Source organism: Duganella callida (assembly GCF_004614165.1).
Lineage (GTDB): Bacteria > Pseudomonadota > Gammaproteobacteria > Burkholderiales > Burkholderiaceae_D > Rugamonas > Rugamonas callida.
The window spans coordinates 23,295-36,475 of the sequence record NZ_SPVG01000042.1 but is presented as its reverse complement, the minus strand read 5'-3'; the positions used below and the strand labels follow the sequence as shown (position 1 = coordinate 36,475).

Annotated in this window: 8 protein-coding genes; 4 read left to right on the top strand and 4 right to left on the bottom strand. The window is 64.4% G+C overall.

Going from position 1 to position 13,181, the window contains the following annotated elements:
* Positions 1-4: 4 nt before the first annotated feature.
* The 4 genes from E4L98_RS04650 to E4L98_RS04635 are packed head-to-tail and all read left to right on the top strand — an operon-like array spanning position 5 to position 8,435.
* Positions 5-1,660, top strand: a complete 1,656-nt coding sequence (locus E4L98_RS04650) for a GH35 family beta-galactosidase (RefSeq protein ID WP_135200408.1) — start codon at positions 5-7, stop codon at positions 1,658-1,660.
* Positions 1,661-1,676: 16 nt separating this feature from the next.
* Complete coding sequence (locus E4L98_RS04645; RefSeq protein WP_135200407.1) at positions 1,677-4,547, top strand: TIM-barrel domain-containing protein; 2,871 nt, start codon at positions 1,677-1,679, stop codon at positions 4,545-4,547.
* 1 nt (position 4,548) lies between these two features.
* Entirely contained in the window at positions 4,549-6,096 is a 1,548-nt protein-coding gene (locus tag E4L98_RS04640; protein WP_135200406.1) for a GH39 family glycosyl hydrolase, read from the top strand.
* Complete coding sequence (locus E4L98_RS04635) at positions 6,093-8,435, top strand: glycoside hydrolase family 95 protein (protein ID WP_135200405.1); 2,343 nt, start codon at positions 6,093-6,095, stop codon at positions 8,433-8,435. The genes E4L98_RS04640 and E4L98_RS04635 overlap by 4 nt, the downstream gene beginning before the upstream one ends.
* Positions 8,436-8,477: 42 nt before the next feature.
* Here E4L98_RS04635 and E4L98_RS04630 read toward each other — a convergent pair whose 3' ends face one another.
* From E4L98_RS04630 to E4L98_RS04615, 4 genes are all read right to left on the bottom strand, one after another.
* The gene (locus E4L98_RS04630; protein WP_135200404.1) at positions 8,478-9,317 is read right to left on the bottom strand and encodes an alpha/beta hydrolase family protein; all 840 of its coding nucleotides are present in this window, start codon (positions 9,315-9,317) and stop codon (positions 8,478-8,480) included.
* Positions 9,314-11,233 (bottom strand): cytochrome c/FTR1 family iron permease, encoded by a 1,920-nt coding sequence (locus tag E4L98_RS04625; protein ID WP_135200403.1) that lies wholly within the window; start codon positions 11,231-11,233, stop codon positions 9,314-9,316. Before E4L98_RS04625 ends, E4L98_RS04630 begins: the two co-directional genes overlap by 4 nt.
* A gap of 82 nt (positions 11,234-11,315) precedes the next feature.
* Positions 11,316-12,344, bottom strand: coding sequence for an acetamidase/formamidase family protein (locus E4L98_RS04620; RefSeq protein ID WP_135200402.1), 1,029 nt, complete (start codon positions 12,342-12,344; stop codon positions 11,316-11,318).
* 8 nt (positions 12,345-12,352) lie between these two features.
* The gene (locus E4L98_RS04615) at positions 12,353-13,126 is read right to left on the bottom strand and encodes an alpha/beta fold hydrolase (protein ID WP_135200401.1); all 774 of its coding nucleotides are present in this window, start codon (positions 13,124-13,126) and stop codon (positions 12,353-12,355) included.
* Positions 13,127-13,181: the final 55 nt, after the last annotated feature.

Genomic DNA, 13,181 nt, shown 5'->3' with positions numbered 1-13,181 from the left:
CTAGATGAAGCACACCGCCCGCCAGCTGGTTTCCTCCCTCACCATGATGATGGCCGCAGCTGGCGCGGCGGCCGCCGCGGGTTCGCCCGACATGCCGCAGATCGTGCAGAAAGACGGCCGTTTCGCCCTGATGGTGGACGGCGCGCCCTTCACCATCCTGGGCGGACAGGCGCAGAATTCCAGTAACTATCCGCTGGCCCTGAACAAGGTGTTCGCGGCCATCAAGGACATGAACGCCAACACCCTCGAAATTCCGGTCGCCTGGGAACAGATCGAGCCGGTGGAAGGCAAGTTCGATTTCAGCTACGTCGATGCGCTGTTGGCGGAAGCGCGCAAGAACAAGGTCAGACTGGTGCTGCTGTGGTTCGGCACCTGGAAGAACACCGGTCCGAGCTACACCCCTGAATGGGTCAAGTTCGACAACGCGCGCTTCCCGCGCATGCTGGACCAGAATGGCAAACCGATCTACTGCCTGTCGCCGCAGGGCGAGGAGACGCTCAAGGCCGACAAGAAGGCCTTCGTCGCGCTGATGGCCCACATCAAGAAGATCGACGAGTCGCAGCGCACCGTGATCATGATGCAGGTCGAGAACGAAGTCGGCACCTACGGCTTTGCGCGCGACCGTTCGCCCAAAGCCGAGGCGCTGTTCAACAAGCCGGTGCCGCAGGCGGTGCTGGATCATAAAAAATCGCCGGTGGCGCTGGCCAAAACCGGCAGCTGGAAGGAAGTTTATGGCGACTATGCCGACGAATACTTCCACGCCTGGTCGATCGCCAGCTATATCGAGGAAATCGCCAAGGCCGGCCGCGCCGTCTACAACCTGCCGATGTACGTGAATAACGCCCTGCGCGACTCGACCGAAGATCCGGTCAAGCCTTGGAAGGAGAACTTCGCCAGCGGCGGCCCGACCTACGACGTGATCGACATCTACCGCGCCGCCGCGCCGCACATCGATTTCGCCGCTCCCGACGTGTACAGCCCGGACTGGAAAAAGTTCGTCAACACGGTGCGCCTGTTCCAGCGCCAGGACAATCCGCTGATGGTGCCGGAGATGAGCAATGCCGCCGAATACGTGCGCTACACCTATCTGGTGCTGGGCAAGGGCGCGATCGGCTTCTCGCCGTTCGGCATCGATTACGCCGACTACAGCAATTTCCCGCTCGGCCACAAGGCCACCGACAAGACCATGGTGGAACCGTTCGGCAAAATCTACGCCGTGTTCCGCGGCATGGACCGCCAGTGGGCCAGATGGGCCTTCGAAGGCCGCACCTACGGCGTGGCCGAGGGCGACGACCGCCAGCCGCAGCACATCGACATGAAGGGCTGGAAGGCTACCATTTCGTTCCGCGAGTGGCAGTTCGGCGAACGCGAATACTTCAAGAACATCAAGGACGTACCGGCCGGCACCGAGATCCCCAACGGCGGTGTCGCCATCGCGCAGATCGCGGAAAATGAATTCATCATCATCGGCCAGCGCGCGCGCGTGAAGATCGATCACGCCGAAGGCAAGCCGTCGATGTGGGCGCGCGTGGAAGAAGGGCACTACGACGCTGCCGGCAAGTGGATCATGGAACGCAACTGGAACGGCGACCAGACCGACTATGGCCTCAACCTGACCGGCAATCCGGTCGTGTTGAAGGTTAAACTCGGTACTTATTAAAAAATTCGGAGACAAGATGCGCATTACAACCATCGCTTACGCGGCCTCCTGCATGGCCGCGATGGTGACCGGCCATGCCATGGCCGGCACGTTCGAAAAGACTGCCACCGGCGTGGTGGTCAAGCCCGACAGCGGCGCCGCCAGGGAAGTGCGCCTGGAAGTCATGGGCGACAACATCATCCACGTGGTCAAGCTGGACCAGGCGGGCAAGCCGCTGAATCCCTCGCTGATGACCGTGGCCGCGCCTGTTAGCGGTAACTTCAGCGTCGCCGCGGCGGGCAAGGACAAGGTCACGCTCAAGGCCAAAAAGATTTCGGTGGCGGTGTCGCTGGCCACCGGCCAGGTGCAGTTCTTTAACGCCGCCGGCAAGGCCTTCCTGACGCAGGAAGCGGAGAGTATGGCGCCGGTCGATATCGACGGCAAGCCGTTCCTGGCGGTGAAGCAGGGCTTCAACTACGGCACCAGGGACGCCTTCTACGGCCTGGGGCAGCATCAGAATCACCAGATGAACCTCAACGGCGAAGACGTGCTGCTCATGCAGCACAACATGGCGATTGCCGTGCCGTTCGTTGTCTCCGATAAAAACTACGGCGTCCTGTGGGATAACAACGCGATCTCGCGCTTCGGCGACGCCAAACCGTATGCGTGGCTGAGCCGCGACCTGAAGCTGGCCGACGCCGACGGCAAGGCCGGCGGCCTGACCGCGCGCTACTACATCGGCGACAAGCTGGTGTTCACCCGCCAGGAAAAGGACATCGCCTATCAATACCTGAAGGACGTCGCAGAAAACTGGCCGAAGGAAGTCGATCCGAAAGCCGCGAATCTCAAGGTGGTATGGGAAGGCACCATGACCTCGCCGAAGAACGGCGTGCACAAGATGCAGCTGTATGCGTCGGACTACGCCAAACTGACCGTCGATGGCAAGGAAGTCATGGACGTGTGGCGCCAGGGCTGGAATCCGTGGTATCACAACTTCGAGCAGAAGTTCGAGGCCGACAAGCCGGTCAGGCTGCTGGTCGAGTGGAAACCGAGCGGCGGCATGATCGCCATCACCCACAACGACCCGTTGCCGGATGCCGAGCGCCATTCGCTGACCTTCTCGTCCGAAGTCGCGCAGGCCATCAACTACTACGTGATCAGCGGCGACAGCATCGACAACGTCATCGGCGGCTATCGCCACCTGACCGGCCAGGCGCCGATGATGCCGAAGTGGGCTTACGGCTTCTGGCAGTCGCGCCAGCGCTACGAGACGCAGGAGCAGTTGCTGGGCGTGCTGCGCGAGTACCGCAAGCAGGGCTGGCCGGTCGATAACATGGTGCAGGACTGGTTCTACTGGCCGCAGGACCAGTGGGGCTCGCACGACTTCGACAAGGCGCGCTTCCCCAATCCGCAGGCGATGGTGGACGAGGTGCACAAGTCGAACGCGCGCATCATGATTTCGATCTGGGGCAAGTTCTACTCGAACACCGACAACTATAAGGAGCTGGCGGCCAAGGGCCACATGTGGACCAAAAACGTCGAAAATGGCGCGCTGGACTGGGTCGGCCCGGGCTACAAGAACTCGCACTACGATCCGTATGCGCCGGAAGCGCGCGACATCTATTACCGCCAGATGAAGCCGAAACTGGTGGACATGGGCTTCGACGCCTGGTGGATGGACAATACCGAGCCGGATGTGCTGTCGAACACGCGTCCAGCCGATTTCAAGAAGCTGATCGGGCCGACCATCTATGGCGGCGGCGAAATCACCTTCAATCCGTATAGCCTGGTGCATACGGAAGGCTTCTACTCGCACCTGCACAAGGACCAGCCGGAGAAGCGCCAGTTCATCCTGTCGCGCTCCGGGTTCGCCGGCATCCAGCGTAACGCCACCGCGGTGTGGAGCGGCGACACGGCCAGCCGCTGGAACAATCTGTACGACCAGATTTCGGCGGGCGTGAGCATCTCCATGTCCGGCATTCCGAACTGGACGCACGACATCGGCGGCTATGCGCAGGAGACGCGCTTCCAGGTCGGCGATGTCGGCTCGGCGCAGGAGAACCGCAGCACCGGCATCAAGCAGGGCAATCCGGAAGACCTGAAGGAATGGCGCGAGCTGAATTTGCGCTGGTTCCAGTTCGGCGCCTTCTCGCCGCTGTTCCGCTCGCACGGCGAGGTGGTCAAGCGCGAGATCCACGAGATTTCGCCGGCCGGCTCGCCGATGCGCGAATCGATGGTCTGGTACGACCAGTTGCGTTACCGTCTGATGCCGTATATTTACTCGGCCGCCGCCGACATCCATTACGAATCCGGCGCCATCATGCGCGGGCTGGTGATGGACTTCCCGAACGATGAAGCGGTCAAGGACATCAAGGACCAGTACCTGTTCGGCCACAACATGCTGGTGGCGCCGGTGTACGTCTACGGCGCGCGTGAACGCAGCGTTTACATGCCCAAGGGCGCAAACTGGTACGATCTGTATACCGGTGAGCTGCACAAGGGCGGCACCACGGCGACCGTCAAGGCGCCGGAGACCCGCATGCCGGTGCTGGTGAAGGCCGGCGCCATCGTGCCGATGGGACCGGTGACGCAGTACGTGGACGAAAAGCCGGAGGCGCCAATCACGCTGGTGGTGTACACCGGCGCGGACGGCAAATTCAGCCTGTACGAGGACGATGGCGTCAGCAATGGTTATCTGCGCGGCGAAGCGTCGCGCATCCCGTTCAGCTACAACGACAAGACGGGCGTGGTGACCATCGGCGAACGCAGCGGCCAGTACAAGGGCATGGTGGCCAAGCGCCAGTTCAAGGTGCGCTTCATCAAGCCGGGCGTTTCGACCACCGACAATTTCGACGTGGCCGACAAGACTGTCAGCTATGAGGGTAAAGCGATCACTGTAAAGCGTTGATATGAAGATTTTGACTGCAGCAGTACTGTTTGCGCTGGGCGCGGCGGCGGTGGCAGCGCCGGCCGATGTGCGCCATATCGCCGTGGATGCGGCGGCCGCCGGCACGCCGCGCGACCGTTTCGCCGATCTGTCGGTGGGCTCCGACTATCCGGGCACGCTGATACGCGACGACAGCCTGGCGCAGCTGAAGACCGCCAAGGACGAACTGGGATTTCGCTACATCCGCTTCCACGCCATCTTCCACGACGTGCTGGGCACCTACAAGGAAGTGGACGGCAAGCCGGTCTACGACTGGACCAGGCTCGATTACCTGTACGACCATCTGCTCAAGATCGGCATCAAGCCGTTCGTGGAACTGGGCTTCACGCCGCTGGCGATGCGTTCGTCGGACCTGAGCATCTTCTACTGGAAGGGCAATACCTCGCACCCCGATCCGAAGAAATGGGCGGGGCTGATCGACGCCTTCATCCGCCACGTGCAGGAGCGCTATGGCAAGGAGGAGGTGCGCAGCTGGTTCTTCGAAGTGTGGAACGAGCCTAACCTGGATGGTTTCTGGGAGAAGGCGGACCAGAAGGCGTATTTCGAGCTGTTCGACATCACCTCGCGCACCATCAAGGCGATCGATCCGGCGCTGCGCGTGGGCGGGCCGGCGACGGCCGGCGCGGCATGGGTGCCGGAGTTCCTGGCGCATACCAGACAGTCCGGCGCGGCGGTGGACTTCGTCACCACCCATACTTACGGCGTGGATGGCGGCTTCCTCGACGAAAACGGCAAGGAGGACACCAAGCTGTCCGCATCGCCCGACGCCATCATCGGCGACGTGCGCAAGGTGCGCAAGGAGATGGCGCTGGCCGGCCACCTCGACATGCCGCTGTACTTCACCGAGTGGAGCACCAGCTACACGCCGCGCGATCCGGTGCATGATTCCTACATCAGCGCGCCCTACATCCTCAGCAAGCTGAAAGCCACCGAGGGCGTGGCGCAGGGCATGAGTTACTGGACCTACACCGATTTGTTCGAGGAACCCGGTCCGCCGACCGCGCCGTTCGAAGGCGGCTTCGGTCTGATGAATCCGCAGGGCATACGCAAGCCTTCCTGGTTCGCGTACAAGTACCTGAACCAGCTGGGCGACACGGCGGTGAAGACGGCCGATGCGCAAAGCTACGCGGCCAAGGACGGCAGCGGCGTGCAGGTGCTGGCATGGGACTTCCAGACGCCACGCCAGGGCCGCAGCAATCGCGGTTTCTACACCACCGTGCAGCCGACGCGCGACAGTCAGCCGGTCAGCATCGACCTGAAAGGTCTGAAGCCCGGCGCCTATGCGGTCAAGGTTTACCGCACCGGATTCGAGGCCAACGACGCGCATACCGCCTATCTGAAAATGGGCTCGCCCAAGGTGCTGTCACCCAGGCAGGTCGAGCGCCTGCAGGCGCTGACCATGGACCGTCCAGAAACCACCACGGTGCGTGTGCCGGCGTCCGGCGCGGCCAGTGTCAAGGTCAGGATGCGCGTCAACGACATCGTGCTGGTGAAGATCGCGCCGCAATGAAGCCATTGATCGTCCTGGTGCTGGTCTCCGCCAGCGCCGTGGCGGCGCCCGACCTGACCCTGCGTTACGCCCAACCGGCGACAGACTGGGAAAAGGAGGCGCTCCCGATCGGCAATGGCCGCATCGGCGCCATGGTGTTCGGCCAGCTGGCGCGCGAGCACCTGCAGTTCAACGACATCACGCTGTGGACCGGCGACGACAAGGTGATGGGGGCGTATCAGCCGTTCGGCGATGTCTACATCAACCTGCCGGGCCACGAGCAGGGCACCACCGACTATGCGCGCCGGCTGGACATCGGGCGCAGCCTGCATACGGTGACGTACACCCACAACGGCGTGAAGTTCACGCGCGAGGCGCTGGCCAGCTATCCAGCGCAGGTGATCGCGGTGCGGCTGACTGCCGATAAGCGTGGCCAGTACACCGGATCGATCGAGCTGACCGACATGCACGATGCGCAGATCGGCGCCCAGGGCAATCGCATCACGGCGGTGGGCTCGCTGCGCGGCAAAGGCCGGCAGCCATCAAGCAATGCGATGGACTACGCCAGTCAGGTGCGGGTGCTGAATGAGGGCGGCAAGCTGGCGATAGAGGGTAATCGCATCACCTTCAGCGACAGCGACGCCATCACGCTGATCATCGGCGCCGGCACCAGCTACGTGGCCGATGCCGCCAGACGATTCCAGGGTGAGGCGCCGCTGCCGCGCGTGTCCGCGCAGGTGGATGCGGCCGCCGGCAGACGCGCCTGGCCCAAGCTGCTGGTCGCGCACGAGAAGGACTATGCCGCGCAGTTCGGCCGCACCAGCGTGGATTTCGGCGTGGCCTCCGCCGCCCGTCGCGCGCTGCCGACCGACAAGCGCATCGAAGCTTACACGCAGGAGGGCAACGATCCCGAGCTGGAGGCGCAATTCTTCCAGTACGGCCGCTACCTGCTTATTTCCAGTTCGCGCGGCGCGCTGCCGGCCAACCTGCAGGGCTTGTGGAACAACAGCCTGACGCCGCCGTGGAATTCGGACTACCACACCAACATCAACATCCAGATGAACTACTGGCCGGCGGAACCGGCCAACCTGTCCGAGCACGCCAAGCCGTTTTTCGATTTTGTGCAGAGCGTGGCGCCGGTGTACCGCAAGCTGGTGGCCGATACGGCGGCCCAGGCCTTGGCACATCCGGAATCGGTGCAGATGGCTAAACAGGACCTGAGCGGCGAGGCAGTGCAGCGCGAAGAGACTTTCGTCGGCGCGCAAGGCAAACCGGTACGCGGCTGGACCGTGCGCACCGAATCCAATCCATTCGGCGCGATGGGGTACGTCTGGAACAAGACCGGCAACGCCTGGTACATGCAGCACTTCTGGGAGCATTACGCCTACACGCAGGATAAAAATTATCTGCGCGCGGTGGCGTATCCCTTGATGCGGGAGGCGGTCGCCTTCTGGGAAGATTATCTCAAGCCGCTGCCGGATGGCCGCCTGGTGGCGCCGCGCGGGTGGTCGCCGGAACACGGCCCGATCGAGGATGGCGTCAGCTACGATCAGGAGATCGTCTGGGACCTGTTCAACAATACCGTGGAAGCCGCCGATGCGCTGGGCGATACGCAGTATCGCGACCGCATCGCCGCATTGCGCGACCGGTTGGCCACGCCGGGCATCGGCAGCTGGGGGCAACTGCTGGAGTGGATGGAAGAGAAAAAGGACAAGGTGCTCGATACGCCAAGCGATACGCACCGTCACGTTTCGCATCTGTTCGCGCTGTACCCTGGCCGTCAGATATCGCCGACCAAAACGCCGGCGCTGGCCGCCGCGGCGCGCAAGTCGCTGGAAGCGCGCGGCGACGCCGGCACCGGCTGGTCGATGGCGTGGAAGACCGCGTATTGGGCGCGCCTGCTGGACGGCGATCACGCCTACAAAATGCTGCGCGGCCAGCTGGCCAAGCCCGGCGCGCGCGCCGCTCAGCAGAGCAGCAAGGGCACGGAAGTGAACAATGCCGGCGGCACTTATCCGAATATGTTCGACGCCCATCCGCCGTTCCAGATCGACGGCAATTTCGGCGCCACCGCCGCCATCTGCGAAATGCTGCTGCAATCGCAAACCGGCGAAATCCACCTGCTGCCGGCATTGCCTTCTGCATGGGGCACCGGTTCCGTCAAGGGCCTGCGCGCACGCGGCGGCTATGAGGTAGATCTGAGCTGGGCCAAGGGCAAACTGGTCTCCGCCACCATCCGCCGCACGGCGGGCGAGGGCGCGGGCAAAGTGCGTTACGGCGACCAGGTGGTTCCGTTCAACCTGAAGTCCGGCCAAAGCCGCCATTTCTGGGCCAACGGCCGCAGAAAATCGCCTGGATGATGGCGACGCCGCAAACCCGCCACGCAATGGATGGGTAAGGTATTAGAGCGTGCGCGCCAGCCAGTCGGCCGTCAGATCCAGCACGCGCTGCGAAGCGTCGCTATCGGGCTGGAACACGTTGAAAATATGATCGGCGCCGCCGATCAGCGCCGCCTCCGCCGGCTTGCCCGGCACCAGTTTCAGCATCTCCGCCTCGTGCGCCGGCAAGAAGTCCTTGCTGCCGCGGATGGCCAGGAAGGCGCCCGGATACTTCGGCAGCAGCCGGTCCAGATCCACGCCATGGAAACTCTCGTAAAACGCCCGCTTGGTGGTAATGCTTTTCCACCCCGGCACCACCTCGGTCGCAGCACCATCGCGCACCGCCTGTTGCGCCACCGGCGACTCCATCATCCGCGCCCATTGGTCGCCGCTCGGCGAGGACCACAGCACCATGCTACGGAACCACTGCGGATGACGGCTGCCGGTGACGATGGCGGTGGTCGCCCCCAGGCTCCAGCCCAGCACCCCCGTGTGCGTCGGCTGCGCGCCTGGCTGCTTCCGCAGGAAGGCATATGCCGCCTCAGTGTCGGCGATGCGGGTATCCAGCGTGGAGTCGATGTCGCTGCGATTGCGGTCACCCTCGCCACGGAAATTCACGCGCAGCGAGGCGATACCGATCCGCGCCAGCCGTGCCGACATGCGCTGGCTCAGATTGCCGGCGCCATTCATGTCGTCGGCAAAGCCGTGCAGGATCAGCACCGCGCGGCCATCCCAGGCGCCGTCCGGCGTGACCCAGGCGCCATTGACGCCGGGCGCGATGTCGACCATGCGTTCGCCGGCGTGTGCCAGCAGCGCCGCGCCGCCCAGCGCCAGTGCCGCCAGCCTGTGTTTCAGCGCCATCATGGCCTGGCCTTGCGGGCAGAGGCGCGGTTCATGCTGAAGCCGAACAGGGCCACCAGCGCCACGACCACCTGCGACAGCGTGGTCTGGATGGTCGGGTTGATGCCCAGCCAGTCGATGCGCGGGATCAGCAGCGGACTGACACTGAGCCAGCCGGCTTCCTGCAGCGCCGCCGTGCCCTTGCCGACCAGGACCACCGCCAGCACCGCGATCAGGACCGAGGTCCACGAGAAGAACTTCGCCAGCGGCATACGCGCGCTGGTGCGCAGCAGCACCCAGGCGATCACGCCCAGCAGCACCACGGCGGCGACGAAGCCGCCGGCCAGCGCGCCGTTGTTGCCGTCGGCGGCGATGGCCGAATAGAACAGCACCGTTTCGAACACCTCGCGATATACCGCCACGAAGGCCAGGCCGAACAGACCCCAGGCCGAGCGGCGCGACAGGATGGCGGTCAGCTTGCTTTCCAAATAAGCCTGCCAGCGTCCGGCGGCGCTCTTCTGGTGCATCCACAGGCCGACGCTGAGCAGCACCACGGCAGCGAAGATGCCGCCCAGGCCTTCGGTCAGTTCGCGGCTGGCGCCGCTGATGTCGACCAGGTAGGTGGCCACGCCCCAGGTCAGCGCGCCGGCCGCCAGCGCGCTGATCCAGCCGCCGTGCACGTAGCGAAGGGCGTCGGGACGCCTGGCTTTTTTCAGGAAGGCGATCATGCCGATCACGATCAGCAGCGCTTCCACACCTTCGCGCAGCAGGATGGTGGCGGCGCCGGCGAAGGTGGTCATCGGATCGGCCTTGTGGTCGCCGACCACGTTGTCGACCTGCGTGAACAGCTGCTCCAGACGGACGGCGGCGGCTTCCGCTTTCGGCGCATCGCCCTGCGAGACGGCGGACCGGTAGGCCAGCATGGCGTCTTCCACGGCCGTCATCAACGTGGGGTTGCGGGCGCTGACCATCGGTTCGATCGGCTCGAAGCCGTCGAGGTAGGCCGACAGGCCCAGGCGGGTGGCGTTGGCGCGGTCGCCGGCGTGCAGCGCCTGCAGACTTTCTTTCAGGCGCAGACGCGACAGGCCCAGGCCGGACAGTTTGCCTTGTTCGACCGCGCCCGGATAGGCGCGCAGGTAGGCGGTCAGGTCGCGCGCGTCGTCCGCGCCCAGCGTTTCGGCTGCCGCGGCCTGCGTGGTGGTGGTGATGGCAGTCAGGTCGGGGAACAGCCGTTTGGCTTTGCCGCCGTTCCACAACTGTTCGCCGTGCTTGCGCATGGCAGCGTCATGCGACAGGCCCCCGACGAAGAAGGCCAGTGCCCAGCGGTCGTCTTCGGGCAGCGAGGCGTAGCTGGCCATCGAGGTGCCTTCGACGCCGTGCGAAATCACCTGGTACAGCGCCATCACACTGCGCGCGCCGGCACGTTCGGCATCCTTGAAGGCGATCGGTTTGGGCTCGAGCTTGGCGGCCAGCGGGCCGTTGCCGTCGCCGGTGGCGCCGTGGCAGGCGGCACAGGTGGCGGCATAGATGGTGGCGCCTTTGGTGATGTCCGGCGTGGACCTTGGCGCAAGCGGAATGGCGTAGGCGGTCACGATCAGCGCGTTTGCCTGTTTGGCCAGCCTGGCGACTTCGGTGATATCGGCTTTGCGAGCCACGGCGGCGCGCACCGCGTCGACAGCCTGGATGATCTGTCCCTGCGCCGCTGTTGGCGGCAAGGCGCGTGCCTGCTTGCCGGCGTTTTCCGTGAAGTCCCGCATCTCGGCGTATTCCGACTGGCTCAGGACTTCGCCCTTGGCGACAGCGCCGCCGTAATCGACAGAGACGTAGTCGAGCAACTGCCAGAGTTGTTTGGCGTCGGCGGCGGGGGCGGGTGATTGGGCGGCCGCCAGACCGGCGGCAAACAGCCAGGTCAGGATGGCGATCAGTTTTAAAAATTTCATCTTCTGGGAGTAGGGTCTATGGCGTCGCGCCAGGTCAGCCGTGCAGAATAGCACGATCGCCCCGGCGTCGCAGAGTCCCTCCTCAGGGAGTGGCTTTGCTGCTGAAGATCTGCTTGGGCAGCATGGCATGAACGCCAACGTTGCCGTCCACCAGCTGGGTGATCTCCATGTCCACCGCCACGCTGGAGAGCATGTAGGCGTCGTCGCGGCTCAGGTGTTTTTCGGTGACCAGATAATCGATCATGTCGCGCAGCGCGTGTTCGGTGGCGGTCTTCAGATCGGGACTGAAGCCCATGGTGATGATGTGGGTGGGCGTCTCCGCGCGCGGCCACAGCAGGTGACGGTTCTTGTGCACCACGAAGCGGAAGCTGCCGCTCAGGTAGGTCTCCAGCGCCGTGATATCGACTTCGCCGTTGCCCTGCGCGGCGTGGCCGTCGCCGGCTTCGAACAGCGCGCCCTTGGCCGCCACCGGGATGTACAACGTGGTGCCGGCCACCAGGTGCTTGTTATCCATGTTGCCGGCATGGGCAAACGGCGGCGCGCTGTCGATCTTGCCGCCGGCCGGCGCCACGCCCATGCTGCCGAAGAAGGGCTTCAAGGGAATGTCGATGCCGGGAGCGAAACGGCCGATCATCTTCTCGCGGTCCAGCGGCACGATCTTGAAACGGCTGTACGGGTACTCCATCGGCAGGAAGCCTTTGTTGAGCGAGAAGGCGTTGCAGGCGAAGTTGGCGTCCAGGTCCACCTTCAGGATCTGCACTTCCAGTACGTCGCCCGGCTCCGCTTCGGCGATGGCGACCGGGCCGGTGAGGATATGGCCGCCCGGTCCCTTGTCCTTGACTTCGTTGTAGATGGCGGCCGTGTAGGGCGGGATGTCTTCCGCTTTGACGCCGGCCGCGACCATGCGCTCCGGCGTGCCGCAGGTGGACAAGGTTTGCATGCGCACGGTGTCGCCGCTGTGGACCGTCAGCACCGGCTTGGCCTGGCCGGAGTAATAACCCCAGGCGACGGTATCCGGCCGCGCCGGCAGATTGTAGTCTGCCGCTGTCGCGGCGGAAATCAGAGGCAGATTCAGGGTCAACACACTAAGCAGCAGGACAGGCAGGCGCATGGCGTTCCTTATTCGGTGGTGATTTCGGCGCCGGCCAGGAAGCCGGCGATGGCGGGATTGACGACGTCCGGGTGGGTGATCGGTCCCATATGACCGCCACGCGTCTGCAGCGCGGTGGCATTGGGCAGCGCGGCGGCCAGTTGTTCCACCAGCAGGCGGGTGGAGGCGGGGCTGCGCTCGCCGGCCATCACCAGCGCCGGCATGGTCAGCATGGCCAGGTCGTCCAGCGTCGCCGGCTCGCCCAGCAGCGCCTGGAAGTCCAGCTTGACCTTGGCGATCTGCGCGACCATCTTGTCCTGCGCGGACGGCGGCGCTGTATCGAAGGCGCCGCCGCGGTTCCAGTAATCGATGAAGATGCGGGTGGCGTCGGTATCTGCCCCGCAGGCCAGGATGCGCCGCACCACGCCGACGATCTCGGCGTGCGCCGGATGCCGCGCCGGCAGCAGGTGGAAGGCCACCGGCTCGAACAGCGTCAGCGACAGCACACGCTGCGGCATGCGGCGCGCCAGGTGCAGCGCGCAGGCGCCGCCGAACGAGTGGCCGACCAGGTGAAAGGCTTCGCCCGGCTCCAGCTCGGAAGCGATGGCGGCCACCACCGCGTCCACTTCGTGGGCCAGGGTGTGGACATAGCCGGCGCCGGCATCGGCCGGGAAGGGCGATGCACCGTAGCCTTGCAGATCGACGGCGATGCAGCGGTAGTCGTCGCCCAATTGCGTCTTCAGCGACGCCCACTGGGCCTTCGAGCTCATGGAACTGTGCAACAGAACGACAGCAGGTTTCATTGTCAGCCAGGTATAAAAAGCGAAGCGCAGATTATACCGGCTTGCGCCCTCCAAC

Coding starts and splice junctions, on each gene's coding strand:
- E4L98_RS04650 (WP_135200408.1), top strand. CDS start 5: ATGAAGCACACCGCCCGCCAGCTGGTTTCCTCCCTCACCATGATGATG.
- E4L98_RS04645 (WP_135200407.1), top strand. CDS start 1,677: ATGCGCATTACAACCATCGCTTACGCGGCCTCCTGCATGGCCGCGATG.
- E4L98_RS04640 (WP_135200406.1), top strand. CDS start 4,549: ATGAAGATTTTGACTGCAGCAGTACTGTTTGCGCTGGGCGCGGCGGCG.
- E4L98_RS04635 (WP_135200405.1), top strand. CDS start 6,093: ATGAAGCCATTGATCGTCCTGGTGCTGGTCTCCGCCAGCGCCGTGGCG.
- E4L98_RS04630 (WP_135200404.1), bottom strand. CDS start 9,317: ATGATGGCGCTGAAACACAGGCTGGCGGCACTGGCGCTGGGCGGCGCG.
- E4L98_RS04625 (WP_135200403.1), bottom strand. CDS start 11,233: ATGAAATTTTTAAAACTGATCGCCATCCTGACCTGGCTGTTTGCCGCC.
- E4L98_RS04620 (WP_135200402.1), bottom strand. CDS start 12,344: ATGCGCCTGCCTGTCCTGCTGCTTAGTGTGTTGACCCTGAATCTGCCT.
- E4L98_RS04615 (WP_135200401.1), bottom strand. CDS start 13,126: ATGAAACCTGCTGTCGTTCTGTTGCACAGTTCCATGAGCTCGAAGGCC.